Raw genomic sequence first — 26,693 nt, forward strand, 5'->3', positions numbered from 1 at the left:
CGCGCCCATAATAAAAAAGGACACATTTTAGTGTCCTTTTCATTGCCAGTTTTTTATGATCTTAGCGTGCTAAACGTTTTAATTCATACAATAAATCAAGCGCTTGCTTAGGCGTAAAATCATCAGGATTTATTTGCGTTAGCTTATCCATTGCTGGAGATGCTTCAGGCATCGGTGTAAGTAAATTCATACTTACCTGTCTTGGCGCTTGTTCTGTTGCGGTCATATCGCGGTTTTCGAGTTGATGCAATTTATGTTTGGCAGCTTTAATCACTTGGCTTGGCACACCGGCTAATGCAGCAACTTGCAATCCATAACTCTTACTGGCTGCCCCTTCTTGAACAGCATGCATAAAGGCAATGGTATCGTCATGTTCAATCGCATCTAAGTGCACATTAACTACCGCAGGTAATAATTCTGGCAATTGAGTCAGCTCAAAATAGTGCGTTGCAAACAAGGTCAGGGCACTGACTTGTTTTGCGAGATACTCAGCAGCAGACCAAGCGAGTGATAAACCATCATAGGTCGAGGTTCCGCGGCCTATTTCATCCATTAATACCAAACTATTGGCCGTGGCATTATGCAAAATATTGGCGGTTTCGGTCATCTCTACCATAAAGGTTGAGCGGCCCGATGCCAAGTCGTCCGATGCCCCAATACGGGTAAATATTCGGTCAATTTCACCTATTTGTGCAGAATCTGCTGGCACAAAGCAACCAATGTGAGCCATTAAAGTGATAAGTGCTACCTGACGCATGTAAGTCGACTTACCGCCCATATTGGGGCCGGTGACGATCAACATTTTGCGCTGAGGCGTCAGGCTAACTGGGTTAGCAATAAAGGCTGATTGACTGACCTGTTCAACCACCGGATGTCTGCCGGCATCAATATGAATCCCAATATCGTCAGTCATTTGTGGACACTGGTAATTGAGGGTTTCAGCGCGCTCAGCAAAATTGCTCAACACGTCGAGCTGTGCGGCTGCTGTAGCAAAGGCTTGCAGTTCTTGTAATTTTGGTAACAGTAAGTCAAACAATTGTTCCCATAATTGTTTTTCTAACGCGAGCGCTTTCCCCTGGCTTGACAGGACTTTTTCTTCGTATTCTTTAAGTTCTGGAGTGATATAGCGTTCGGTACCTTTTAACGTCTGGCGACGTTGATAACTCAATGGCACTTTGTCTGCTTGTAAGCGACTGACTTCAATATAATAGCCGTGTACACGGTTATAACCCACTTTTAGGGTACTTATCCCAGTTTGTTGTTTTTCGCGTGCTTCAAGTTCAACCAAATAATCATTGGCACCTTCACTCAGCTTACGCCATTCATCAAGTTCAGCATGATAACCGGATTTAATCACGCCGCCATCTCTAATGAGCATCGGTGGATTATCGACAATAGCGCGTTCGAGCAAGTCATGTTGCTCAGGAAACTCGCCCAATTGCGCCGCTAATGTTGCCATTTGCTGTTGCTGGCAAGCTGATAATGTTTGCTGAATACCAGGCAGTAATGCCAGGGCTTGCTTTAGCCGTGAAAAATCACGTGGTCTGGCACTGCGCAGGGCAAGGCGCGCCATAATACGTTCAATATCGCCTAGGCTTTTTAGTTGTTCGTGCAGAGTATGGTAAAGGTCTTTTTCAATTAACTCATTGACCGCACCGTGACGTAATTGAATTGCTGTGCGATTGCGCAGCGGCTCATGGATCCAACGTTGCAACATGCGACTGCCCATAGGTGTTGCTGTATTATCGAGCACCCAAGCAAGAGTGTTGTCTCTTCCGCCAGATAAATTTTGGGTTAACTCTAAATTACGGCGCGTCGCAGCATCTAAAATAATTGATTCAGATTGATTAAAGCGCACAATGGAGTTGATGTGCGGTAATGCCATTTTTTGGGTGTCTTTAACATACTGCATTAAGCAGCCAGCAGCTTGTAATGCTAAGCGCGCGTCGCTAATACCAAAACCATGCAAATCTTTAGTGCCAAATTGGTTGAGCAATAAATTGACGCAGGTGTCGTAATCAAATTCCCATTCAGGTCGGCGGCGAATACCTTTCATGTTATTGATTAGCAACATGTCAGTAAAATCTTCGCTGTACAGCAATTCGGCTGGATGAGTACGCTGTAATTCTGCTTCTAATGCTTCTCGAGTCGGCAGTTCTGCAATAACAAAACGCCCTGATGAGATATCCAGTGTGGCATAGCCAAAACCGGTTTTACCTTGATAAAGCGCAGCAAGTAGGTTGTCTTGTTTTTCTTGTAATAGTGCTTCATCGGTTAATGTACCAGGGGTAACAATGCGCACAACTTGACGCTCAACCGGACCTTTTGAGGTCGCTGGGTCGCCAATTTGTTCACAAATAGCCACAGATTGACCGATTTGAACCAATTTAGCTAAATACCCTTCAACCGCATGGTAAGGAATACCCGCCATTGGGATTGGGTCGCCACCACTTTTACCCCGAGCGGTTAATGAAATACCCAGTAGTTCAGAGGCTTTTTTGGCATCATCATAAAATAACTCGTAAAAGTCGCCCATTCGATAAAACAGCAACATGTCAGCGTGAGCGGCTTTTAAGCTCAAATACTGTCGCATCATTGGGGTATGTTTTTCTAAATCGCTGGTATCAATTACAGTCATTATGGACTCTTCACTCTATCAAACTTGGGGCATGAAACTTTATGGCGCTAATCTTAACAATTTTTATCTTCGGGGTATAAATCAATTCACAATAAAAATGCCTAGTGGATAAAATATTGATGTCAAAAGGCAAATTAACTTGAATTAAAAAAAATTACCATCAGCACTTGATACTGTATGACTATACAGTATACTGATGGACATATTGAAATGAGTTATCACATTTCACCTAAATAAAAATCGCATTTTACTAAACGTATTGAATGCCTTAAGAGGGTTTTACAATGAAGGTTGATCCAAACAAAGAGAAAGCACTTGCCGCCGTTTTAGGCCAAATTGAAAAGCAATTTGGTAAAGGCTCAATTATGAAGTTGGGCGAAGACCGCACAATGGATGTTGAAACTATCTCTACCGGTTCACTTTCATTAGACGTTGCACTCGGCGCTGGTGGTTTACCAATGGGCCGTATCGTTGAAATTTACGGACCAGAATCATCAGGTAAAACCACATTAACGCTTGAAGTTATTGCTGCGGCTCAACGCCAAGGTAAAACCTGTGCGTTTATCGATGCTGAGCACGCACTAGACCCTATTTACGCTAAAAAACTTGGTGTAGATATTGATAATTTACTGTGTTCTCAGCCAGACACGGGTGAGCAAGCGCTTGAGATTTGTGATGCACTAACACGCTCTGGCGCTGTTGATGTCATTATTGTTGACTCAGTAGCGGCATTAACACCTAAAGCTGAAATCGAAGGTGAAATTGGTGATTCACACATGGGCCTAGCGGCACGTATGATGAGCCAGGCAATGCGTAAGCTTGCGGGTAACCTTAAGCAGTCAAATACTCTGCTTATCTTCATTAACCAAATCCGTATGAAGATTGGTGTGATGTTTGGTAACCCAGAAACCACAACAGGTGGTAACGCACTTAAATTCTACGCTTCAGTTCGTTTAGATATTCGTCGTACAGGTGCTGTAAAAGACGGTGATGAAGTTGTCGGTAACGAAACGCGCGTTAAAGTCGTTAAAAACAAAATTGCAGCGCCTTTTAAACAAGCTGAATTCCAAATCCTTTACGGGCAAGGTATTAACCGTACTGGCGAATTAGTTGATTTAGGTGTACTTCATAAAATCGTCGACAAAGCCGGTGCATGGTACAGCTACAAAGGTGAAAAGATTGGTCAAGGCCGTGCAAACGCGGGGAAATTCTTAACAGAAAACCCAGCTATTGCTGCCGAGATTGATACTACACTGCGTACAATGTTACTTGCTGGTGGTGCTGCAAGCTCGTCAAGTTCAGACGATGGTGATGAAAACATCGATTTAGAAACCGGTGAAGTTTTTTAACCTAGGCTTGCCTAGACTATAAATTCGTTTGCTGAAAAGCCGTGGTTGCGTTTGTTACGCACTGCGGTTTTTATTTTGGGCTTAGGCAAAACTTATACTCAGTCACCTCGTTATTACAGGCCATAGGTGTTTGCCGATAAAACCAGCTTTGGCGAATAGTGGGTAGGCAAAACGATCATTGAAGCCGCCATTGATAACTGCGATTTGATTGGTTTGTCATAGTAATACCATTGCGCGTTAGTCAATGATCTCTCTGCGAGAATTTAAAAGGGCTTAAACAAGGCGAATGACTGAATGAATCGTTGTTCTTTCGAAGTCATGCAACGCAGTGTAAGCCCTTTTAAAGCTCGCCACAAAGGAAAGCCCCAGCAGCTTTTGCTCTGCGTTCTCGCTATTTGAAAGGGAGCAAGCATTTCTATATAGCGACGCCTTAATCAAAAACCGCTGGGCGCATTCTGAGTGGTCACTTATTAATGCGCAATGGTATAAAAGCTGGAAAATTCGGCCAATAAACTGCAGATAACAATAAAGAATAATCCCGTCGTATTCGTCAGCTCTTTGCGCAAAACTTGAGTTTTGAACATATTGCTTATGCCTTTGACTATGCTACTACGAGTCCGATTTAAAGCGATTACGCCTTAAGGTGACTCAAGCCATCGCCAATAATCGTCCTAATTGCCAAAGTTGCTGCTAATAAGCGCACTATTGCGTTATTTATACGATAAAACTATTGAGTAATTATCGTTTTTTGCTCAGATGATAATCGGTTTACTCGTCTCGCTTATTTCCTTAAATTCAGTATATAATGCCTTCATTTACTGGCTTGCGTGTCAAGTTGGTTATTCTTGTATTCTCATATTTCAGGGCCATTTCATGTTTCAGACTACAGCAGAGTTAAGAAGTGCTTTTTTAAAGTACTTTGAAGATAACGGACATCAGGTTGTTGATAGCAGTTCACTCGTTCCTACAAACGACCCAACACTGTTATTTACCAATGCGGGTATGAACCAGTTCAAAGATGTGTTCCTAGGCATGGATAAGCGCAGCTATACACGTGCGACATCTTCACAACGTTGTGTTCGTGCAGGTGGTAAACACAACGATTTAGACAATGTGGGTTATACCGCACGTCATCATACATTTTTTGAAATGCTTGGTAATTTCAGTTTTGGTGATTACTTTAAAGAAGAAGCTATTCGTTTTGCGTGGACTTTTTTAACAGAAACCTTAAAGCTGCCTAAAGAGCGTTTATGCGTCACGATTTATGAAACCGACGATGAAGCCTACGACATCTGGACTCAAAAAATTGGTGTACCTGCTGAAAGCATGATCCGTATCGGCGACAACAAAGGTGCTGCTTTCGCTTCAGATAACTTCTGGCAAATGGGTGATACTGGTCCTTGTGGTCCTTGCAGTGAAATTTTCTATGATCATGGCGATCACATTTGGGGTGGACGTCCTGGGACACCAGAAGAAGATGGCGACCGTTTTATTGAAATTTGGAACATTGTATTTATGCAATATAACCGTCAAGCTGACGGCGAAATGTTGCCATTACCAAAACCTTCAGTGGATACCGGTATGGGGATTGAGCGTATTGCAGCCATTATGCAAGGTGTTCATTCAAACTACGAAATCGATATCTTTAAGCAATTAATTGCTAAAGCCGCTGAGATTATTGGTGTCTCTGATTTAGAAAATAAATCATTACGCGTTATTGCGGACCATATTCGATCATGTGCATTTTTAGTCGCAGATGGCGTGATGCCATCAAACGAAGGCCGTGGTTATGTGCTGCGCCGAATTATTCGCCGCGCAGTGCGTCATGGTAATAAGTTAGGTGCAACGGAAGCATTTTTCTATAAGTTAGTGCCGACGTTAATTAGCGTTATGGGCGATGCAGCAAACGGCTTAAAAGCCATGCAAGCTATTGTTGAAAAAGCACTAAAAGCCGAGGAAGAGCAATTTGCCCGCACCCTTGAGCGTGGTTTAGTCATTCTAGATGGTGCGTTAAATACCCTTAAAGGCGATACCTTAGATGGTGAAACAGTCTTTAAACTGTATGACACCTATGGTTTCCCCGTCGATTTAACCGCTGACGTTTGCCGCGAGCGTGACATTAATGTTGACGAAGTCGGTTTTGAAGCTGCTATGGCCGAGCAAAGAAGCCGTGCACAAGCTGCAGGTAACTTCGGTGCAGATTATAACAGCAATTTAATCATTGATGCTGAAACTGCGTTCTGTGGCTACACGGAGCTTACGGGTGAGTCAACGATAACGGGTTTATATGTTGATGGAAAAGCTGTTGAGCAAGTTGTTGCCGGTCAAGAAGCCATAGTCGTATTAGCCAATACCCCATTTTATGCTGAATCAGGCGGGCAGGTGGGTGATAAAGGTTTGCTAACGGCTCAAGGTATTGAGTTTACCGTTAACGATACTCAAAAGTTTGGTCAAGCTACAGGTCATCAAGGCCAATTAGCGCAAGGTCAATTGGCCGTAGGCCAAACCTTATCAGCGCAAGTGGATAAAAAATTACGTCACCGTACTCAGTTAAATCATTCTGTGACTCACTTGTTACATGCTGCATTACGTCAAGTATTAGGCTCACATGTTACACAGAAAGGGTCGTTAGTGAACCCAGAGCGTTTGCGTTTCGATTTTTCACATTTTGAAGCGGTTAAACCGTCAGAATTAAAAGCGGTTGAAGAATTAGTTAACACACAAATTCGTCGTAATCATCAATTAAAAACCGCTGAAATGGCCATTGATGAAGCCAAAGAGAAAGGCGCTATGGCGCTATTTGGTGAAAAGTACGATGACCAAGTACGTGTTGTAACAATGGGCGACTTCTCAATTGAACTGTGTGGCGGTACTCACGTTGGCCGCACTGGCGATATCGGTTTATTTAAAATCACATCAGAAGGCGGTATCGCTGCAGGTGTTCGCCGTATTGAAGCTGTAACGGGGGCTGCGGCTATGAGCTATGTTGCAGAGCAACAAGCCATGCTTGATGAAGCTGCACAATTGCTAAAATCAGATAATACATCGGTTGTGACTAAGTTAAAAGCGCAGCTTGATAAAGTGAAGCTGCTTGAAAAAGAGTTATCGCAACTTAAAGATAAGTTAGCCGCAGCAGCCAGTGCCGATATGGCTGGCGATGCTAAAGACATTAATGGTGTCAAAGTGCTGGTTAAAATGATGGAAGGTGTAGACCCTGGTTCATTGCGTGGCTTACAAGATGAGTTAAAGCAGAAGCTTAAATCTGCCATTATTGTGCTAGGCACAGCAAAAGATGGCAAAGTTAACCTGATTGCAGGTGTCAGCAATGACTTAACTAAACAAGTTAAAGCGGGTGAGTTGGTTGCTATGGTTGCTCAGCAAGTGGGTGGTAAAGGTGGTGGACGACCCGATATGGCTCAAGCTGGTGGCACACAACCTGAAAACTTAGCGGCTGCATTAGCATCGGTTGAACCTTGGATTACTGAGCGTTTGAGCTAAGATTTAGCCAAAATAGCGCTTTAATTGGCACTTAAGACATAAAGTCTAAGATATTCAACTTTATAACTTGAGTGCCAACAGTAGATTTGGCATAGTGAAGTAACTCGCTAACAGTAAAAAGCGTTTAAAGGGATTGCTGAGTAATAAGTGGTGATTGCTACAAGTGTGTGTACACAAGGTCATTAATGGTTTTATTCCTGTCGTTTTGTTATTGGTTTTGCTGTTTAGATTGATTTAGCACCGTGGTGAGTACCAATATGATGAATTTGGACTTGTTACGTATAGATAGTTGATATTTCGTCAGACTTTAAATTTTCCGAATAGATAATGCTTTAAAAACCGACGTATTTAGAAATAGATACTATGATTTTATGTAAAGCAAACCTTATAATAAACGCATATTACGGACAAAGCGTGTTATGCAGATTGAACTAAAGGAGCAATCGAATGCTAATTTTGACTCGTCGTGTAGGCGAAACATTAATGATCGGTGATGAAGTCACTGTTACTGTGTTAGGTGTTAAAGGTAATCAGGTACGCATTGGTGTTAACGCACCTAAAGAAGTATCGGTTCACCGTGAAGAGATCTACCAACGTATTCAATCTGAGAAGTCAGGCACACCTCCTGAAGGTGGCAATTACTAAATTTGGGCTATTTTGTCCGATAATAATAAAGTCAGCAGTTTGCTGACTTTTTTGTTTTCTGAGCAAATGATCATTTTTAGAGTGGAATAAAAAAGTCTTTGAAAATCATTTTTTAAAGCAATATTCGTAAAAATGAATACAGTTTTTGCGACTATTTGGAGCTATTATCCTCAATGTGATTAAAAACAGTCCAAATGAAGATGGGTTTCCTAAAAAGGGTTTGACTTATTTTCGTCAAACAGTAATATGTGCGCCAAGAAAACGGAGAGGTGGCCGAGTGGCCGAAGGCGCTCCCCTGCTAAGGGAGTATGGGCTTTAAATCCCATCGAGGGTTCGAATCCCTCCTTCTCCGCCATTTCTTACAATAGTTAAACGATGCGGATGTAGCTCAGCTGGATAGAGTACCTGGCTACGAACCAGGCGGTCGGAGGTTCGAATCCTCCCATCCGCACCATTTACTATTGATGTGATAAATATGAACGCGCGTGTAGCTCAGCTGGATAGAGTACCTGGCTACGAACCAGGCGGTCGGAGGTTCGAATCCTCCCACGCGCACCATTCATATTGCACCATAACCCAAATTTCGCGCGTGTAGCTCAGCTGGATAGAGTACCTGGCTACGAACCAGGCGGTCGGAGGTTCGAATCCTCCCACGCGCACCATTTTTGCGGAGAGGTGGCCGAGTGGCCGAAGGCGCTCCCCTGCTAAGGGAGTATGGGCTTTAAATCCCATCGAGGGTTCGAATCCCTCCTTCTCCGCCATTTATTGTTTTAGCAACTATACTGTTGTGATAATAATAAATGGCATGTTGTACCGATTTTGCGCGTGTAGCTCAGCTGGATAGAGTACCTGGCTACGAACCAGGCGGTCGGAGGTTCGAATCCTCCCACGCGCACCATAATAGAAACGCCCTGTATAATTACAGGGCGTTTTTTTATGGGTAAAATATATCATGTCTCATATTTATTCACTTGCCCACAACTGAAGCGCAGGTATGAAGATTTACACAGCACTAACCGGTTCCTATTATCACTTCCTGCTAACCACAATATCCACTTTAAATACTCAACTACTATCTGCATACCTCTTGGCCAAATTATCCCGAGCTCAGGTTAATGACTGTGTTTGCTGAACACTCATGTCATTTTTATCACTTGAACATTAAAGAGTGAGATTGGTAAACGATATCTATGTCTAAAAAGGGGCAATACATGATTGAAGTGTATTTATATTCATATAAAGTGAGTAAATAAACGATTTTTGTGTGGAGTGACTATTTATTTGCACTATTTTTTTATGTTGCTGAATAGTTAATTTTAACGATTTTATTATGTATTGTTAAAAAATGGCTTAAATATTATTGAATCTTCATTTTTTAGGTGGTTATCTTAAACTTTGTTAACCTGCACTGAGGTTGGGCATTTATTTTGGTAAGACCAATTTACAAAGGGATAGTATTGTAACCGTTTTTTGTTTATATTTTGTGACAAGATTTTGAGTTTAACGCGTTTAAATAAGCCGTTTTACTCAGATAAACCACGGTGTTGAATGACGTTTGATATGAATATTTATGCTTGCTTAATTAGCTTGTCGTTAATGTGTGAGTCAATGTGAGATTGTCTTTTTAGATCAAACTGCGAAGTAGGCCTCTATAGAGCATTGATTTAAAGCATATTCATCAAATCGGCTGATTTTAATTGTTTGATAAAAAGTGAGGAAGCATGACATCGATATCTGAGCAGTTATCCGATGCGCTGGGCATCATGATAATGGGCATGGGCTTAGTGTTTATCTTTTTAAGTCTATTAATAGTGGGTATAGGGATTGTTGCGAAACTTTTTCCTGCGCCAGTGGCCATGCCAACACCTGCGCCAACCGCGCCAAGTACATCGGCCCAGGCAACCTTAGATCCTAAGCTGGTAAGCGCTATTACCTCTGCGATACATCAATACCGCGCGAAATAAATTTGGAGTCAATATGAGCAAGCCACTAGCACTAACCGATGTTGTCCTACGTGACGCCCACCAATCAATACTTGCAACGCGGTTACGCATCGACGATATGCTGCCCATTGCACCGTTATTAGACAAAATTGGTTTCTGGTCACTCGAATCATGGGGCGGAGCCACATTCGATTCTTGTATTCGCTATCTTGGTGAGGATCCTTGGGATCGCATTCGTGAATTAAAGAAAGCCATGCCAAATACGCCGCAGCAAATGTTATTGCGTGGGCAAAATTTACTCGGCTACCGTCATTATGCCGACGATGTCGTGACTCGCTTTGTTGAGCGTGCTCATACTAATGGTGTCGATGTATTCCGTATTTTTGATGCAATGAATGATGTGCGCAACCTTGAAACAGCTGTAAAAGCCGTTAAGAACGTTGGCGGGCATGCTCAGGGCACCATTTCATTTACCACAAGCCCAGTGCATACCATCGATACCTGGGTAGACATGGCTAAGCGTTTAGAAGACATGGGCGCAGATTCTTTGTGTATTAAAGACATGGCCGGTTTACTTAAGCCAATGCAGGCCTATGAGCTTATTAGCCGTTTAAAATCGCAAACTGACTTAATGGTTTCAATGCATTGCCATGCCACCACAGGATTAAGTACTGCAACTTATCAAAAAGCCATTGAAGCTGGGGTTGATGTACTTGATACCGCGATATCGTCAATGAGTCAAACCTATGGTCATAGCGCCACTGAAACACTTGTTGCTATGGTCGAAGATACCGACAGAGCCACGGGCTACGACATGGTGCTGTTAGAAGAAATAGCAGCGTACTTCCGTGAAGTGCGTAAAAAGTACGTGCGTTTTGAAGGTGCGTTAAAAGGTATTGATTCACGTATTTTACGCGCTCAAGTGCCAGGTGGCATGTTAACCAACATGGAAAACCAATTAAAAGAGCAGGGCGCTGCAGACAAAATGGATGCCGTGCTAGAAGAAATTCCACGGGTGCGTGAAGATCTCGGCTTCTTGCCTCTAGTGACCCCCACATCGCAAATTGTTGGCTCACAGTCAGTGATCAACGTATTGATGGGCGAGCGTTATAAATCGATGACCAAAGAAACCGAAGGGGTATTAAAAGGTGAATATGGTGCCACACCAGCGCCGGTTAATGCCGAGCTTCAAGCCCGTGTGTTAAAAGGCGAAGCGCCTATTACGTGTCGTCCGGCTGATTTAATTGCGCCAGAGCTTGATAAATTACGCACAGAATTAGCTGAAAAAGCTAAAGAACAGGGTTTTGCGTTAGCAAGCGAATCAGATGACGACGTCATGACCTACGCACTGTTTAATCAAATTGGTTTGCAGTTCTTGAAAAATCGCGGCAATCCAGACGCATTTGAACCTGTGCCAAGTGCCGATGATCTACAGGTTAATACTGATAAAGGCCCGCAAACCTACACCGTGAATGTCGATGGCCAAAGTTTCGTGGTTGAAGTCAGTGCAGGCGGCGACATAAGTAACATCGCGCCCACATCGGCCGTCCCTGTTGCCTCGGTATCTGCTCAAGCCGCTCCAGCCCCTGCTGGTGAGGTTAAATGCACGATGTCTGCGCCTCTATCAGGTAATATTTTTAAAGTGCTTGTAAGTAACGGCCAAGCGGTTAAAACCGGTGACGTAATCATTATTTTAGAAGCCATGAAAATGGAAACTGAAATTCGTGCTCCACAAGACGGTGTTATCGCCAACCTTGCCGTTAAGCAAGGTGACAGCGTGACAGTGGGTTCAGCATTACTTGGATTAGCATAAGAGGTCAAAATGGAAGGATTAATGGCCTTTTGGTCTGAAACAGGTGTTGCCAATTTTTCTGGCGGCCAATTATTGATGATGGCTGTAGGGTGTTTATTATTATTTTTAGCAATTGTTAAAGGGTTTGAGCCGCTTTTATTGTTACCTATAGGCTTTGGCGCTATTTTGGCCAATATTCCTAATGCAGGCTTTACTGACGAAGGTGGCTTACTCTACTTTGCTTATCATGTTGGTATTGAGACAGGGGTGTTTCCGCTACTGATTTTTATGGGAGTAGGGGCATTAACAGATTTTGGTGCGCTAATTGCTAACCCGAAAACCTTGTTATTAGGTGCCGCCGCGCAGTTTGGTATTTTTGCGACCTTATTAGGCGCGATTGCACTTAATGCTGTGCCTGGTTTTGCCTTTACAATGCAAGATGCTGCCGCTATTGCCATTATTGGTGGTGCAGATGGTCCAACAGCTATTTTCTTAGCATCAAAGCTTGCTCCTGAGCTATTAGGCGCTATTGCTGTTGCGGCATACTCTTATATGGCATTAGTGCCATTAATCCAGCCTCCAATCATGAGATTGCTGACCACCAAAGCAGAACGCGCAATCAAAATGGAGCAGTTGCGTGAAGTCAGTAAAAAGGAAAAAATCATCTTCCCATTGATGGTATTGGGAATGACTATCCTGTTTTTGCCTGCAGCAACACCACTTGTTGGCATGTTTTGTCTGGGTAACTTAATGCGTGAGTCGGGGGTGGTTGATCGTTTGTCTAAAACCGCACAAAACGAGTTAATCAACATCGTGACCATTTTTTTAGGGCTAGCTGTGGGATCAAAGTTATCAGCCGATCAGTTTTTACGCATAGAAACCTTAGGTATTTTAATCCTTGGCGCGGTTGCTTTTAGTATTGGCACCGCAACGGGCGTATTAATGGCTAAGTTAATGTGTAAGCTGTCTGGCGGTAAAGTGAACCCGTTGATTGGTGCTGCGGGTGTATCAGCGGTGCCGATGGCAGCCAGGGTTGTGAATAAAGTTGGTTTAGAGTCTAACGACCAAAACTTTCTACTTATGCATGCCATGGGGCCAAACGTTGCGGGCGTGCTCGGTAGTGCGGTTGCCGCCGGTGTATTGCTTGCGGTGCTTGGTTAATCCCAAGATTTATTCTGAAACTGAGCCAGTGCTATAGCACTGGCTTTTTTCTTTTTGCTCTACCTCTTTTGGAACATATTGGTGCGTTAATGCTGTAATGTTGCACTGTTATGATATTACACCTGGTTAACCAAAATTTAACAACTTAAGTTAAATCATGTATTTAACAGGTTGGCACGAATGATGAATATGATTATTAACACGAGTTAAACATTTTGTATGAGTAGTTAGGTGTTAATTTTTCATTTAACTGGCTGATATATAACGTGTAAAAATTAATTTTTTAGCAAAGGCGCTATCGAGATATTCCTTTATGGATATCCGAGGCGCCTTTTTTGTGGGCAATTTTCATCAATGGGGAATTAACATGACTTGGACAACAGCGATAACACAGCAGATGCTTAAGCCGCTCATCTTGGGGATAACGATAGGCACTAGCTTGTGTATCACTTCAGCCAATGCTGAAATCGGCTACCCAGAAAAAGAAGAGCTTAAATTTGGTTTTATCAAATTAACCGATATGGCACCGATAGCTGTCGCGTATGAAAAAGGCTATTTCGAAGAAGAAGGCCTGTACGTTACCATCGAAGCACAAGCTAACTGGAAAGTCTTACTTGATGGCGTTATCGACGGTCGCCTTGATGGCGCGCACATGCTCGCGGGCCAGCCTATTGCAGCCACCATAGGCTATGGCACTCAAGCTCATATTATTACCCCATTTTCAATGGATCTTAACGGTAATGCGATTACGGTTTCAAATGATGTGTGGGCCAAAATGAAGCCGAACATTGCCAAGCAAGCAGACGGCAAGCCGGTTCACCCCATCACAGCTGACTCATTAAAGCCGGTTGTTGAAGAATTTAATGCGGCGGGTAAACCATTTAATATGGGCATGGTATTTCCTGTATCGACTCACAACTACGAGTTACGTTATTGGTTAGCGGCAGGGGGTATTCACCCAGGCTTTTATGCGCCGCACAAAGGTGATACTTCAGGGCAAATTGACGCACAAGCGTTATTGTCGGTAACACCACCACCACAAATGCCTTCAACACTTGAGGCAGGCACTATTTACGGATATTGCGTTGGTGAACCCTGGAACCAACAGGCCGTGTTTAAAGGCATTGGCGTTCCGGTAGTGACAGATTATGAAATTTGGAAAAATAACCCAGAAAAAGTCTTTGGTATCACGGCACAGTTTGCTGAAAAATACCCTAATACCACCATACGTTTAACACGTGCACTCATCCGCGCAGCAAAGTGGCTCGATGACAATAACAATGCTAACCGCCCAGAAGCGGTAAAAATATTGTCACAACCTAACTATGTCGGCGCAGATTACGACGTGATTGCCAACAGCATGACAGGCACCTTTGAATATGAAAAAGGCGACAAACGTGCCGTGCCAGACTTCAATGTGTTTTTTAGACACAACGCTACGTACCCATACTATTCAGATGCGATTTGGTATTTAACTCAAATGCGCCGTTGGGGCCAAATTGAGCAAGATCAATCAGACGATTGGTACAAAGATGTTGCTGCTAAGGTTTACCGTCCTGATCTTTATGCTAAAGCAGCCCAATCGCTTATCGACGACAAATTAATCCCTGCGAGTGCGTTTCCTGACTTTAGCAGCGAAAGTGGATTTAAAGCGCCGCAAACTCACTTTATCGATAATTTAGTGTACGACGGTAACCAGCCAAATGCGTACATCAATTCATTTAAGATTGGTTTGAAGCAAGGTGACAAGCTGTAATACACGCCTAAGGAGTCTGGGATGAATAGTCTAACGTCGATGACACAACATCGCTTAATGGAGCGGGGCAGGATGGCAGCAATGATGGTGAAAATGGCTGAGCTCAGTAAAGTGATCTTGTTACCGTTTATTGGTATTGCCATATTTTTAAGCATATGGACAGTGACCGCCAATAGTATCGATACGTCTTTGGGTAAGTTTCCGGGACCGGTTGCGGTAGTGACACAGTTTGAAAATTTATATCAAGAACATGTTAACGAACGGGAAAAAGCACAGGCATTTTATCAGCGCCAAGAAACGCGTAATGCGGCTCTGCTGGCAAAAGACCCAAGCTATAAAGCCAAAGTTCGTGGCTATACCGGTAAAGAAACCTTTTGGGATCAAATTGTCACCAGTTTAGTGACCGTAATGAGCGGTTTTATATTGGCCGCGGTTATCGCCATCCCCTTAGGTATTTGGATGGGGCTAAGCCGCAGCTTACAAGCGGCAATCAACCCCATTATTCAAATCTTTAAACCGGTATCACCGCTAGCCTGGTTGCCTTTGGTCACTATGGTAGTGAGCGCGGTGTATGTGTCGCCAGATCCTATGGTATCAAAATCGTTTATTAACTCTATGCTAACCGTCACCCTGTGTAGTGTGTGGCCAATGATCATCAATACCGCGATTGGGGTGTCGAGTATCGATAGCGACTTAATTAATGTCAGTAAAGTACTGCGATTATCGGCCATTACCCATGTGCAAAAAATTGTACTACCTGCGTCTATTCCAATGATTTTTACCGGAATGCGTTTATCGCTGGGTGTGGCCTGGATGGTATTGATTGCCGCCGAAATGTTGGCGCAAAACCCAGGGTTAGGTAAGTTTGTTTGGGATGAGTTTCAAAACGGCAGTTCTGAATCATTAGCGCGCATTATGGCTGCCGTCGTGGTTATTGGTTTTATTGGCTTTTTACTCGACCGCGGTATTTTGGCATTACAACGCTGGGTTTCTTGGGATCAATAAGGAAAACACAATGAGCACATTTTTAGATATCAGTGGTGTTGATATGGTTTTTCCAACACCTAAGGGAACATTTACTGCCCTCAAAGATGTTAATTTGAAAATAAACCAGGGTGAGTTTATCTCGTTAATTGGACACTCTGGTTGCGGCAAATCTACCGTGTTAAATATTGTTGCTGGGTTATATCAAGCCAGTTCTGGTGGGGTGATTTTAAAAAACACTGAAGTAAACGAACCTGGGCCTGAGCGTGCAGTGGTGTTTCAAAATCATTCATTATTACCGTGGCTGAGCGCCTATCAAAATGTTGAATTAGCAGTAAAGCAGGTCTTTGCTGGCAAAATGAATAAAACCGAAATGAAGCAATGGATTGAGCATAATTTGCAACTGGTGCACATGGACCACGCTATGCACAAGCGCCCAGGTGAAATCTCTGGTGGTATGAAGCAGCGTGTCGGTATTGCACGTGCGCTTGCCATGCAGCCAGAAGTGCTATTAATGGATGAGCCCTTTGGCGCACTCGATGCACTGACCCGAGCACATATGCAAGATTCGTTAATGGAAATCCAAAGTCAGCTCAATAACACTGTGATTATGATTACTCACGATGTCGATGAGGCTGTATTGCTGTCAGACAAAATTGTCATGATGACCAATGGCCCCGAGGCCACCGTGGGCGAGATTTTATCGGTAGGTCTAGAGCGTCCCAGAAACCGCTTAGCCTTAGCACAAGATGCTGAGTACAACAGACTTCGTTCAGAAGTACTTAAATTTTTGTATGAAAAACAACGCAAGGTCGAACCATTAATACAAAGTAAACAAGCATCTAAAATGCAGGATATATCACAGCAAGAAAGCCATAAAGACGTTAAAGTGAGCAGTAGCTAGTCGTACTTCTACGCTTTAGCGTGTGTAAATAACTCAAAAATAAAGGATGTAAGATGAATAAAAAACTGCTTGCTAGCCAAGTTGCGGGTAAGACTTGCCTAAATTTAGTCATGACTAAAAAAATGGCCTTATCAGCGTTAACCTGTTCGTTATTATTAGCGATGGGCAGCGCAACTGCAGCAGACACTTCGATCACTTCAATTGCAGATGCTGTCACCCAAGGTAGTGCTAGTGTAGATTTAAATTTACGCTACGAATCAGTTGATCAAGATAATGCGTTAAAAGATGCTGATGCGTTGACTTTACGCACTCGTTTAACGTTTGCAACGGCTGAGTATTATGGGTTAAGTGCATTAGTTGAGTTTGAAGATTCACGCAGTGTGGCAGGGGTAAATGATTACAATGATGCTATTGGTAATAATGCCGCTTACTCTGTTATTGCCGATCCTGAAACCACTGAGTTAGACCAAGCTTTCTTACAATATAAGCGCGATGGTTTTAAAGCTAAAGCTGGTCGTCAAGTGATGGCTCTTGATAATATGCGTTTTATTGGGCATGTAGGCTGGCGTCAAGACCGTCAAACTTTTGATGCTGTGACCATGCAATATGTTATCAACGACTTTAGCGTTGACTATGGTTACATTTACAAACGTAACCGTATTTTTGCAGAAGTAAAAGACATTGATTCAAAAGATCACGTGTTTAATGCATCTTACAATTTAGGATTAGGTAAACTTAGCGCATATGGCTATTTACTTGAAGAAGATACCAACGTAGAAAATGCTATTGACACCTATGGTATTCGCTTTGTGGGTGCTAAAGATTTTGATAACGTTAAACTACTTTACACAGTAGATTATGCAACTCAAGATACTGATACTGCAACAACTTCTTATTCTACTGATTATATGCTTGGAGAAGTGGGAATAGGCTATAGTGGTTTAACGGTTAAGCTTGGTTATGAGTTATTGGGTTCTGACGATGGCGAATATGGATTTTCAACGCCATTAGCAACCTTACATGCATTTAATGGTTGGGCAGACCAATTCTTAGCAACACCAGCACAAGGCTTAGCAGATACTTATGTGTCAATCAGTGGCAGTGTTTTAGGCGGTAAATGGGCATTGGTTTACCACGATTTTGAAGCTGATGACTCAAGTGCCACAGTGAGTGACTTAGGTGATGAAATAGACGCGGTATTTAGCTTACCAATCGATAAGCATTACACTGTTGGTGTTAAATATGCTGCTTACTCTGCAGGGGATGCAGGTGCCGGTAAAGTTGATGCAGATAAAGTATGGTTATGGGCAAACGCTAAGTTCTAATTTATTAACCTGAGTTCGGGATAAGGGGTGAATTTATGCTATTTAAAATCAACATGTTACCCATTCTCACTTTCAAACTTGTGATTTGTTCTGCGAACAAGGCGAATTGACGCGTCAATAGCTAGCCTATTGCAAGTCGATTCAACGCAGTTAGCAGGGCAAAGGACTGCTTGAAAGGCGTTTATTATCCAGAGTTGAGGTTTATTAGTGTGCTATAACAAAAAAAGCGAGCATCAATTGATGCTCGCTTTTTTGATTTTTATTAATGGTATCACCGCGTGTTATTAAGGTTAAGACTGAGTTTGCGGCGCAATTGATTCATCTGCATAAAACCGCTCTACATCCAACTGGCCTTCACTTTTACCAATGACAACAGCCGTCATCATATCGCCAGTGACGTTTGTGGCAGTGCGGATCATATCGATAATACGGTCAATGGCGGCAATAAAGGCAATCCCTTCAAGGGGTAAACCAATCACGCCTAATGTCACTGTTAACATCACCATCGCGCTACCAGGCACGCCCGCAGTACCCACCGAGGCCACCGTTGCGGTCACCGCAATCAACATGTAATCGGTCATATCCAGTGGAATACCATAAATTTGCGCAATAAATATCGCGGCAATGGCAGGGTAAATCCCGCCGCAACCGTCCATATTCATTGTTGCGCCTAGTGGCAGTACAAACGCGCTATAACGTTTAGACACGCCCATGGCTTCAGTGCAGCGGGTGCTGGCAGGTAAAGTACCAAAACTTGATGCGGTACTGAACGCCACGACTTGCGCTGGCAATGCTTTGCGGAAAAACTGTATTGGGCTTAACCCCGCAGCAAACTTAACGAGGCCACCGTAAACAACAATAATGTGGATAAGCGCAGCAATATAAATCGCCATAATAAACTTACCTAACGGCAAAAGCGTACTTAAGCCATACTCGCCCACAACCCAAGCCATCAGTCCAAATACGCCGATAGGGGTTAATTTAAGTACCATGCGAGTTAACTGGAACATCACTTCAGCACCTGCTTCCATGATATTTTTAAGCGGAACGGCTTTTTCGCCCACGGCATTAATTGCAATGCCCACCAACGCAGCAAATACAATAATTTGCAACACGTTACCTTCAGCCAACGAAGCAAATGGATTCACCGGGATCATGTTCAATAATACTTGCGCAAACCCAGGGATATCGCGTTCGCGCACTTCTGTGGTGGCCAGCGTCAGGCTACCGCCCATGTCGATAAGGCTACCAATGGTGAGACCGATAAACGAGGCAATGGTGCCAGTAAACATAAACATCGCTAAGGTTTTAAAACTTAAGCGCTTTAAATTACCTTGCGATCCTAGCGAGGTAATACTGACCACGATGGCACAAAATACCAGCGGTGCAACCAGCATTTTAATCGCACTGATAAATAAATCGCCAAGGGGTTTTAGTATGACCGCCGATTCACCTAAACCAACTCCGGTGAGGGTACCCAATACAAAACCAGCAATAACTTTTTGCCAAAACGGAATACGATTGAGCGTTTGCAGTATCATGTCAATTCCAAGTGTAAACCCACGGTGTTATGCCAAGTCGATAGCATGTTAATGGGTTAAATAGCAGGCCATGGCGTTTAAAACGTCCAGTGATCCCGCATAAGATTAATAATTATTAATTGCATTGTATGAACTGAACTCATAGCCGACAACGTTATTTTGTTATAACTTATAAGAATAAGTGGGTTTGTTATTATAACTTTAATTTTTTTACGCTTTTTTAACCTATTTCAATAACAAAACCGATTTTTGTTGGTCGAAAGTATGGCCCGTTAACTCATAACCTTTTTGCGAGACGATAAAACAAGTCATGACCAGTTTATGGATGATGTTCTCTGGCGCTTTTTTAGCGGCCACCTTATTACCGGGCGGCTCCGAAGTCTTGCTGGTGGCGTTACTCAATGATACGTCGACAATGTGGCCTGAATTGCTACTTATGGCGACGTTAGGCAATACGTTGGGCGCGTTGACGAGTTACGGTTTAGGCCGCGCTGGTCGGATGGCTAAAAATCCGCAAGACATTCAAAGCAAATCTCATCAAACCGCCTTGGTGTGGGTTGAACGTTACGGCATTTGGTCGTTGTTATTATCTTGGTTGCCACTCGTGGGTGATGTGCTATGTCTACTTGCTGGCTGGTTAAAGTGGCCTCTAGTGGCATCAACATTATTGATATTTGTCGGAAAAATATTACGTTACAGTGTGATTGTTTTCATCTTTCTGTCGGTATGACAATATGAAATGAATCTCGAATTAATAGGTTAGTGCAACAAGTTCCTTGTGCGTTAGACGCTTTGCTAAAAGGATGGACTCGATTTTGAAACTACATTTAAAAAAATGGTTATTGGCCAGTGCCATCAGTGCTGCTCTTGCAGGCTGTGCATATGATGGGCAACAAGCATCATCATTGCCTCAAGGCGTCAGTTTAATTGAAGCCGTTACCCAGGCCGAAAACCAAGTGAGTATTCCCTATAAAAAGTACCAACTGGCTAATGGCCTGACGGTAATTTTACATCAAGACAAGTCAGACCCTTTAGTGCATGTCGACGTCACTTATCATGTAGGTTCTGCCCGTGAACTTGCCGGTCGCAGTGGTTTTGCTCATTTATTTGAACACATGATGTTTCAAGGCTCTGAGCATGTCGCAGACGAGCAGCATTTCAAAGTGGTCACCGAGTCTGGTGGCACACTTAACGGTACCACTAATACCGACCGCACTAACTATTTTGAAACCGTACCGAGTAATCAGCTAGAAAAAATGCTCTGGCTAGAGTCTGACCGCATGGGCTTTTTACTGCCCGCATTAACCGACAAAAAGTTTGAAGTGCAACGTGAAACCGTAAAAAACGAACGTGCTCAACGAATTGATAACCGTCCATATGGCCGCTTAAATGAACGCTTTAATCAAGCGCTTTATCCTGCAGGGCACCCTTATTCTTGGCCGGTTATTGGTTGGCCAGAAGATTTAGACCGCGCTACCGCAAGTGATGTTAAACACTTCTTCCAACGCTGGTACGGCCCCAACAATGCCACCTTGACCATTGGCGGCGACTTTGATGAAGCGCAAACCTTAGCCTGGATTAACCAATACTTTGGTGAAATTCCGCGTGGGCCAGAAGTTAAGCTCGATGCTAAAACGGCCGTAACATTAGATAAAACCCGCTATATTTCGATGCAAGATAAAGTCCATTTACCGCTACTGTATATTGGTTTTCCAACTGTATATGCCCAGCATCCAGATGAAGCCGCGCTCGACTTATTGGCCAATATATTAGGCGGCGGTAAAACCTCGCTGATTTATAAAAATTTAGTCAAAGAAGGTTTTGCCGTACAAGCCGGTGTGAGTCATCCTTGTCAGGAACTAGCATGCCAAATGTCATTGTATGCGGTTGCCAATCCTGCAAAAGGTGGAAACCTTGCTGATATAGAAACCAAGGTTAACCAGACCATTGCCGAGTTTGAACAACGTGGCGTTACTGATGATGACTTACAAAAAGTCAAAGTGCAGTTTGAAGCCGACACCATATTTGGCATGCAAAGCGTGCAAGGTAAAGTGTCGACATTAGCGGCTAACCAAACCTTTTTTGGTCAGCCTGATATGGTTGCCTCTGATTTGGCCCGATATGCCAATGTAACTAAAGCCGATGTCATGCGAGTGTTTAACACTTACATCAAAAACAAACCTATGGTGGTCATGAGCATAGTGCCAGAAGGGCAAACACAATTAATTGCCCATGCTGATAACTTTGAGCCGACAGTATTACCAATAGCGCAAGACGCGGTAACGGGCTTAACCGACACCGCCATTGCTAAGTCATCTTTTGACCGCAATAACATGCCAACAGCTTCAGCCGCGCCGTCACTTACTGTGCCGCAACTTTGGCAAGCCAAGCTTGACAATGGCATCAGCGTGATGGGCACCGAAAGTAATGAAACACCCACCGTAGAGCTATTAATTTATCTTAATGGTGGACATCGTTTAGCCACACTCGATAAAGCCGGCGTGGCCGATTTAACGGCATCGATGCTAAATGAATCAAGCAATAAACGCAGCAGTGAAGAACTTGCTGGTGCATTAGACATGCTAGGTTCAACCATTAGCTTTGGCGCGAGCAGTTCTCAAAGCTACATTAAAGTATCGAGCTTAACTGAAAACCTGGACGCAACATTGGCATTAGTTGAAGAGCGTTTATTTAGCCCAGGCTTTTTACAGGCAGACTTTGATCGCGTTAAACAACAAGCCATACAAGGTTTGCAGCATCAATTATCAGACCCTAACTACATTGCCAGTAGTGGGTTTAACGAGTTACTTTACGGTACTAACAGCCCAATGGGAGTGAGCAGTAGCGGTACGGTAACGTCCTTGTCGGCGATTACTCTAGATGATGTAAAGCAGTATTATCAGCAGCAATACCGTGCCGGTAATGCACAGATGGTCGTGGTGTCAGATTTAAACCAGCAACAATTGTTGCCTAAACTATCCATGTTTTCACAATGGCAAGGTGATGCTACTCAGGTGGCTAAGTTGCCGGCTGTGCCTGTACACCCGAAAAACACCATTTACGTCATCGACAAACCCGGCGCTGCACAATCGGTGATTACCATTGGCAAACCCTCATTAATTTACGATGCCACAGGTGATTATTTTAAAGCTTACCTGATGAATTACCCGTTAGGCGGTGCTTTTAATAGCCGAATTAACTTGAACCTACGTGAAGACAAAGGCTACACCTATGGCGCAAGAACCACGTTTGTCGGCGCCGAAGATTCGGGTGAGTTTATGGCTTACGCTAGCGTACGCAGTGACGTAACAGCCAATGCTTTAGTGGAGTTTGTTAACGAGATTAACGCTTATCAAGCAAGCGGCATGACCGAAGCTGAGCTTAACTTTATGCGCAGCTCGATTGCACAAAGCCAGGCACTAGAGTACGAAACACCGTATCAAAAAGCCGGTTTTTTGCGGATGATTCAACGTTACCAGCTCGACAAAAACTTTACTCAAAAGCAAGATGAAATCGTCAACAATATCTCAGTAAAAGAGTTAAACCAACTTGCGAGTAAGTTTTTGAATATTGAAGATATGATTATGCTAGTTGTCGGAGATAAAGCCAGCGTTGAGCCGAGTTTACGTGCGCTGGGTTATCAGGTTGAAACAGTAACACTTGCCCAGTAGTTGAACACTTGATACGCTTCGAGTTAACACTGGCACTTGAAACAAGCCAGTGTTAACCTCATATTGTTAAGTCAGTGGCGATGCTTGCTGGCTTTTTTTAATGTTATTGGCCAAACTAATACCCGTAGTTCGTATTAGCTTTTCATTGTCGGTCATTAAATAATTGAACGGCTTAGGCCTTATATACCCAAACAACCTGAAGATGCTCGATTTCAGCAAGAATTTACACGCGTTTAGGTAAGGCATTGATTGCAGGTAATGGTTGTTCCCTTTCCAAAATCAATAACGCAGCATAAACGCGTGTAAAACTTGCCCTTTGGGAGTTTCACCGTGTTCCCACTACGTTGTTGCGCTAATTTATAAGGTACCTACATTACCGCATTAACGCGCCTAGTATTGAAAACACGGTGAAGCTTTGAAACACGGATCTTCAAGTTGATTGGGTATAAACGGTAACCGCAACGTGTTGCCGTTTTTATTTTATTCAGCGTAGTTAGCGCAGTGCCTAGCTCACGTAGAAATACATTTTTTGCGAATTTAGTAACAATATCCTTTATTATCAGGTCTAGCTGTTTACTCGCAATGCGAATCCATAAAAGAGAGTAATAAATTGAAGTCTTTCAATGAAAAAGTCGAACACTTAAGCGACACTCAAGGCCGAGAGGCATTATTGGGCATGTTGCGTGGTATTGAACGTGAAGCATTGCGTATTGATGAAAAAGGTCATTTAGCTCAAGACGAGCATCCAAAAGCGCTTGGTTCAGCATTGACCAACTCGCGGATCACCACAGATTACAGCGAAGCATTACTCGAATTTATTACTCCTGTAAGTAAAAGTATCGATGATTTACTGGAAGGGTTAACCCAAACTCACGCCTACAGCGTCCGTAATCTTAATGGTCAAAAATTGTGGCCAGTGAGCATGCCGTGTTATGTCGGAGACGTTGCTAATATTCCTGTTGCGCGTTATGGCACTTCCAATACTGGTAAGATGAAAACCTTATACCGCAAAGGCTTAACTCATCGATATGGCGCATTAATGCAAATTATTGCAGGTGTGCACTTTAACTTTTCGGTATCCAATGACTTATGGCAACGTTTGTATGATGACAAAATTGCTAACGGCAATGGCAGCGCGTGTTGCAGTAAAAGTATCACTTTTGATGATTTTGTTTCAGAGTCCTATTTTGGTCTTATCCGTAACTACCGCCGGTTAGTGTGGGTATTACCGTATTTATTTGGTTCATCGCCAGCGTTATGTAGCTCGTTTATTAAAGATCAAGATGTCGACTTTGAATTTGAAAAAACCGGAAAGGGCACCTTATATTTACCTTATGCAACCTCATTGCGCATGAGTGATTTAGGTTACACCAACAAAGAACAAGACACCTTAAATATTAGCTACAACTCATTGCCAGAATATCTCGAAGGTGTGGGCGCCGCGATTAAAATGCCATCGAAAAAGTTTGCCCAAATTGGGGTTAATGTTGATGGTGAATTCCGTCAACTGAACAGCAATATTTTGCAAATTGAAAACGAGTTTTATGCGCCAATTCGTGCCAAACGTGTCACCAAAAAAGGCGAAAAACCGTCGCAAGCTTTGGCGCGTGCGGGGGTTGAATACATCGAAGTGCGTGCATTAGATGTTAACCCGTTTAGCCCCGTTGGTATTGATGCCACACAAGTGCGCTTCCTCGACTTATTTTTATTACATTGTTTATTATCACCTTCACAAGACACTGATAGTGTTGGCGAAACTGAAATCGCGGCTAACTTAAAAGCGGTCGTGCTAGAAGGGCGCAAGCCAGGATTAATGTTGCAACGTAATGGCCAGGCAATGGGCTTAAATCCATGGATGCACGAGTTATTTGCTGAGCTATCAACCCTTGCTGTATTACTAGACGGCGATGATAGCCATGCTTATCAAACGGCGTTGAGCACATGGTCAGAAGCGATTGACGATCCAGATAAAACCTTATCGGGCCGTGTGATCAATGAAGTGGTCGTAAAAGGCACAGATCACAGTGTATGGGTGAAGCAACTTGCCGAAAACTATCATGAATTTTTAACCCATTATCCGTTAAGTGAAGCGACAGAAAAGGGCTATGTAGACGAAGCCAAAGCATCGTTAATTGAGCTGCAACATATTGAAGAACAACCACAAGATACCTTTAGTGAGTTTTTAAAACAGTATTTTAAAGATGTCGTGCCCACAGGCACGTTTGAGGCGAAGTAAACATGCACTGTCAGTCATCTTGGCGCCGCTTTGCATCACCTATTGCAATGTGTTTATCGATAGCCATATTGCAAGGGTGTGCATCCTCGCCAGATGACATCGCCGCATGTGGCACTGTGTCGAGCTACTTAGCGCCCGATAACAGCGCTCAGTTATACCGCGTTGTGGTGACACATCTTGATGGTGTGCCAGTCATTTCCAGACCAAACTATTCACTTTCTGTCGGTAAACACGAGTTTACCGTCGCTGAGTTGATTAACGCACCAGAGTTAAAAGTGTCTTTAGCGGCGCGTAAAGTGAAAGTATTGACTGTCGATGTGAGTGCCGATCAACGCTACCATATTGCCGCTCAATTTAATACCGACCGTATTTATATTGGTTCAAACCAGGGTTATTGGCAGCCAATTGTGTGGCAAACAGAATCACATGAGTGTGAAATTAAGCGCTAACCTGAATTGCATTAAGGGTTTATTGATGTAAAACTCACCAGCATCATCATAGGCTCAGGTTTTAACTTGAGTGTTATTTTTGCTAGCGTGAGCTGTTCATTCAGTGCAAATAGAGGTGTTATGAAGCGTTTTTTAGCTATTATTAGCTCAGTCGTATTACTGCAACTCTCAGGTTGTGCCACCTCACCTCCACAAGAACCAGACAACATTTGTTCCATCTTTAAAGAACACAGCTCCTGGTACGATGCTGCAGTTGATACCCGAGAAAAGTGGGGTGTGCCAGTGCATGTTCCATTAGCGATGATGTATCAAGAAAGTGGCTTTAGACATAATGCCGCGCCGCCAATGGAATACTTTTTAGGGTTCATTCCAACCGGTCGAGCGAGTGATGCCTATGGTTATGCTCAGGCTAAAAATATGACCTGGGACGACTACGTAAGAGAAACCGGTAACAGTTGGTCAAGTCGCAGTGATTTTGACGATGCCATGGATTTTATGGGCTGGTATATCTATAAAACCAATAAAGTGAATGGCGTGTCTAAATGGGATGCTAAGAATCAATATTTAAATTATCACGAAGGTTGGGGCGGTTATAAACGCGGCTCTTACAAAGCGAAAAAATGGTTGATCCCAGTGGCCAATAAAGTCGACCAACGCGCCAGACGTTACGCGGCTCAATACGGTCAATGCAAAGATGATTTAGACTCATCCTGGTGGTGGTAAATCACCCTAAACTTATTGAAATTAGCAGTCATAAAAAAGGAGCCTAGGCTCCTTTTTTCGTAAATTAGATTTCGTTGC

Annotated in this window: 17 protein-coding genes and 6 tRNA genes; 21 read left to right on the forward strand and 2 right to left on the reverse strand. The window is 43.3% G+C overall.

The window, feature by feature from the left end:
* Positions 1–61 precede the first annotated feature (61 nt).
* The gene (gene mutS, locus GQA99_RS09700) at positions 62–2,638 is read right to left on the reverse strand and encodes a DNA mismatch repair protein MutS (protein WP_160053695.1); all 2,577 of its coding nucleotides are present in this window, start codon (positions 2,636–2,638) and stop codon (positions 62–64) included.
* Between the two features lie 284 nt (positions 2,639–2,922).
* Between mutS and recA the strand changes: the two genes are divergently transcribed.
* The 16 genes from recA to GQA99_RS09780 all read left to right on the forward strand — a co-directional run bounded on the left by recA (position 2,923) and on the right by GQA99_RS09780 (position 17,995).
* A complete protein-coding gene (gene recA / locus GQA99_RS09705) occupies positions 2,923–3,987 on the forward strand; it encodes a recombinase RecA (protein ID WP_160053696.1) in 1,065 nt (354 codons plus the stop codon).
* 873 nt (positions 3,988–4,860) lie between these two features.
* A complete protein-coding gene (gene alaS, locus GQA99_RS09710; protein ID WP_160053697.1) occupies positions 4,861–7,485 on the forward strand; it encodes an alanine--tRNA ligase in 2,625 nt (874 codons plus the stop codon).
* A 447-nt stretch (positions 7,486–7,932) separates the two neighbouring features.
* Positions 7,933–8,130 (forward strand): carbon storage regulator CsrA, encoded by a 198-nt coding sequence (gene csrA, locus GQA99_RS09715; protein WP_160053698.1) that lies wholly within the window; start codon positions 7,933–7,935, stop codon positions 8,128–8,130.
* 263 nt (positions 8,131–8,393) lie between these two features.
* Positions 8,394–8,485 (forward strand) — tRNA-Ser (locus GQA99_RS09720).
* Positions 8,486–8,507: 22 nt separating this feature from the next.
* Positions 8,508–8,584, forward strand: a tRNA-Arg gene (locus GQA99_RS09725).
* A gap of 27 nt (positions 8,585–8,611) precedes the next feature.
* Positions 8,612–8,688 (forward strand) — tRNA-Arg (locus GQA99_RS09730).
* Between the two features lie 27 nt (positions 8,689–8,715).
* Positions 8,716–8,792: transfer RNA gene (locus GQA99_RS09735), tRNA-Arg, on the forward strand.
* A gap of 7 nt (positions 8,793–8,799) precedes the next feature.
* Positions 8,800–8,891: transfer RNA gene (locus GQA99_RS09740), tRNA-Ser, on the forward strand.
* 60 nt (positions 8,892–8,951) lie between these two features.
* A tRNA-Arg gene (locus GQA99_RS09745) sits at positions 8,952–9,028 on the forward strand.
* An 823-nt stretch (positions 9,029–9,851) separates the two neighbouring features.
* Positions 9,852–10,094, forward strand: coding sequence for an OadG family transporter subunit (locus GQA99_RS09750; RefSeq protein ID WP_160053699.1), 243 nt, complete (start codon positions 9,852–9,854; stop codon positions 10,092–10,094).
* A 13-nt stretch (positions 10,095–10,107) separates the two neighbouring features.
* Positions 10,108–11,886: a sodium-extruding oxaloacetate decarboxylase subunit alpha gene (gene oadA, locus GQA99_RS09755; RefSeq protein ID WP_160053700.1), complete on the forward strand. Its 1,779-nt coding sequence runs from the start codon at positions 10,108–10,110 to the stop codon at positions 11,884–11,886.
* Positions 11,887–11,895: 9 nt separating this feature from the next.
* Entirely contained in the window at positions 11,896–13,026 is a 1,131-nt protein-coding gene (locus GQA99_RS09760; protein WP_160053701.1) for a sodium ion-translocating decarboxylase subunit beta, read from the forward strand.
* A gap of 397 nt (positions 13,027–13,423) precedes the next feature.
* The gene (locus tag GQA99_RS09765) at positions 13,424–14,782 is read left to right on the forward strand and encodes a CmpA/NrtA family ABC transporter substrate-binding protein (RefSeq protein ID WP_373291425.1); all 1,359 of its coding nucleotides are present in this window, start codon (positions 13,424–13,426) and stop codon (positions 14,780–14,782) included.
* A gap of 72 nt (positions 14,783–14,854) precedes the next feature.
* Complete coding sequence (locus GQA99_RS09770; RefSeq protein WP_373291424.1) at positions 14,855–15,787, forward strand: ABC transporter permease; 933 nt, start codon at positions 14,855–14,857, stop codon at positions 15,785–15,787.
* Between the two features lie 10 nt (positions 15,788–15,797).
* The gene (locus GQA99_RS09775) at positions 15,798–16,670 is read left to right on the forward strand and encodes an ABC transporter ATP-binding protein (RefSeq protein ID WP_160053703.1); all 873 of its coding nucleotides are present in this window, start codon (positions 15,798–15,800) and stop codon (positions 16,668–16,670) included.
* A 161-nt stretch (positions 16,671–16,831) separates the two neighbouring features.
* On the forward strand, positions 16,832–17,995 hold the full coding sequence (locus GQA99_RS09780) for an alginate export family protein (RefSeq protein WP_373291423.1): 1,164 nt from the start codon (positions 16,832–16,834) through the stop codon (positions 17,993–17,995).
* Positions 17,996–18,285: 290 nt separating this feature from the next.
* On the opposite strand, the gene GQA99_RS09785 is transcribed toward GQA99_RS09780, so the two are convergent.
* Positions 18,286–19,536 (reverse strand): dicarboxylate/amino acid:cation symporter, encoded by a 1,251-nt coding sequence (locus tag GQA99_RS09785; protein ID WP_160053705.1) that lies wholly within the window; start codon positions 19,534–19,536, stop codon positions 18,286–18,288.
* 310 nt (positions 19,537–19,846) lie between these two features.
* Between GQA99_RS09785 and GQA99_RS09790 the strand changes: the two genes are divergently transcribed.
* From GQA99_RS09790 to GQA99_RS09810, 5 genes are all read left to right on the forward strand, one after another.
* Positions 19,847–20,266, forward strand: a complete 420-nt coding sequence (locus GQA99_RS09790; RefSeq protein WP_160053706.1) for a YqaA family protein — start codon at positions 19,847–19,849, stop codon at positions 20,264–20,266.
* Positions 20,267–20,351: 85 nt separating this feature from the next.
* Positions 20,352–23,207, forward strand: coding sequence for a M16 family metallopeptidase (locus tag GQA99_RS09795; protein WP_373291419.1), 2,856 nt, complete (start codon positions 20,352–20,354; stop codon positions 23,205–23,207).
* A gap of 610 nt (positions 23,208–23,817) precedes the next feature.
* Positions 23,818–25,443 carry a glutamate--cysteine ligase gene (gshA, locus tag GQA99_RS09800; RefSeq protein ID WP_160053708.1) on the forward strand — a complete coding sequence of 542 codons (1,626 nt, stop codon included), beginning with the start codon at positions 23,818–23,820 and terminating at the stop codon, positions 25,441–25,443.
* A gap of 2 nt (positions 25,444–25,445) precedes the next feature.
* Entirely contained in the window at positions 25,446–25,892 is a 447-nt protein-coding gene (locus GQA99_RS09805; RefSeq protein WP_170293526.1) for a hypothetical protein, read from the forward strand.
* A 120-nt stretch (positions 25,893–26,012) separates the two neighbouring features.
* Entirely contained in the window at positions 26,013–26,615 is a 603-nt protein-coding gene (locus GQA99_RS09810; protein ID WP_160053709.1) for a transglycosylase SLT domain-containing protein, read from the forward strand.
* Positions 26,616–26,693 lie beyond the last annotated feature (78 nt).

The sequence above is a fragment of the Shewanella litoralis genome (assembly GCF_009828585.1).
In the GTDB taxonomy this organism is placed as follows: Bacteria; Pseudomonadota; Gammaproteobacteria; order Enterobacterales; family Shewanellaceae; genus Shewanella; species Shewanella litoralis.

Bases quoted from the DNA above. Each gene is read 5' to 3' on its own strand.
- GQA99_RS09790 (WP_160053706.1), top strand. From the start codon at position 19,847: ATGACCAGTTTATGGATGATGTTCTCTGGCGCTTTTTTAGCGGCCACC.
- alaS (WP_160053697.1), top strand. From the start codon at position 4,861: ATGTTTCAGACTACAGCAGAGTTAAGAAGTGCTTTTTTAAAGTACTTT.
- GQA99_RS09805 (WP_170293526.1), top strand. From the start codon at position 25,446: ATGCACTGTCAGTCATCTTGGCGCCGCTTTGCATCACCTATTGCAATG.
- GQA99_RS09770 (WP_373291424.1), top strand. From the start codon at position 14,855: ATGGCAGCAATGATGGTGAAAATGGCTGAGCTCAGTAAAGTGATCTTG.
- GQA99_RS09810 (WP_160053709.1), top strand. From the start codon at position 26,013: ATGAAGCGTTTTTTAGCTATTATTAGCTCAGTCGTATTACTGCAACTC.
- csrA (WP_160053698.1), top strand. From the start codon at position 7,933: ATGCTAATTTTGACTCGTCGTGTAGGCGAAACATTAATGATCGGTGAT.
- GQA99_RS09765 (WP_373291425.1), top strand. From the start codon at position 13,424: ATGCTTAAGCCGCTCATCTTGGGGATAACGATAGGCACTAGCTTGTGT.
- recA (WP_160053696.1), top strand. From the start codon at position 2,923: ATGAAGGTTGATCCAAACAAAGAGAAAGCACTTGCCGCCGTTTTAGGC.
- oadA (WP_160053700.1), top strand. From the start codon at position 10,108: ATGAGCAAGCCACTAGCACTAACCGATGTTGTCCTACGTGACGCCCAC.
- GQA99_RS09750 (WP_160053699.1), top strand. From the start codon at position 9,852: ATGACATCGATATCTGAGCAGTTATCCGATGCGCTGGGCATCATGATA.
- GQA99_RS09775 (WP_160053703.1), top strand. From the start codon at position 15,798: ATGAGCACATTTTTAGATATCAGTGGTGTTGATATGGTTTTTCCAACA.
- GQA99_RS09760 (WP_160053701.1), top strand. From the start codon at position 11,896: ATGGAAGGATTAATGGCCTTTTGGTCTGAAACAGGTGTTGCCAATTTT.
- mutS (WP_160053695.1), bottom strand. From the start codon at position 2,638: ATGACTGTAATTGATACCAGCGATTTAGAAAAACATACCCCAATGATG.
- GQA99_RS09780 (WP_373291423.1), top strand. From the start codon at position 16,832: ATGGGCAGCGCAACTGCAGCAGACACTTCGATCACTTCAATTGCAGAT.
- GQA99_RS09785 (WP_160053705.1), bottom strand. From the start codon at position 19,536: ATGATACTGCAAACGCTCAATCGTATTCCGTTTTGGCAAAAAGTTATT.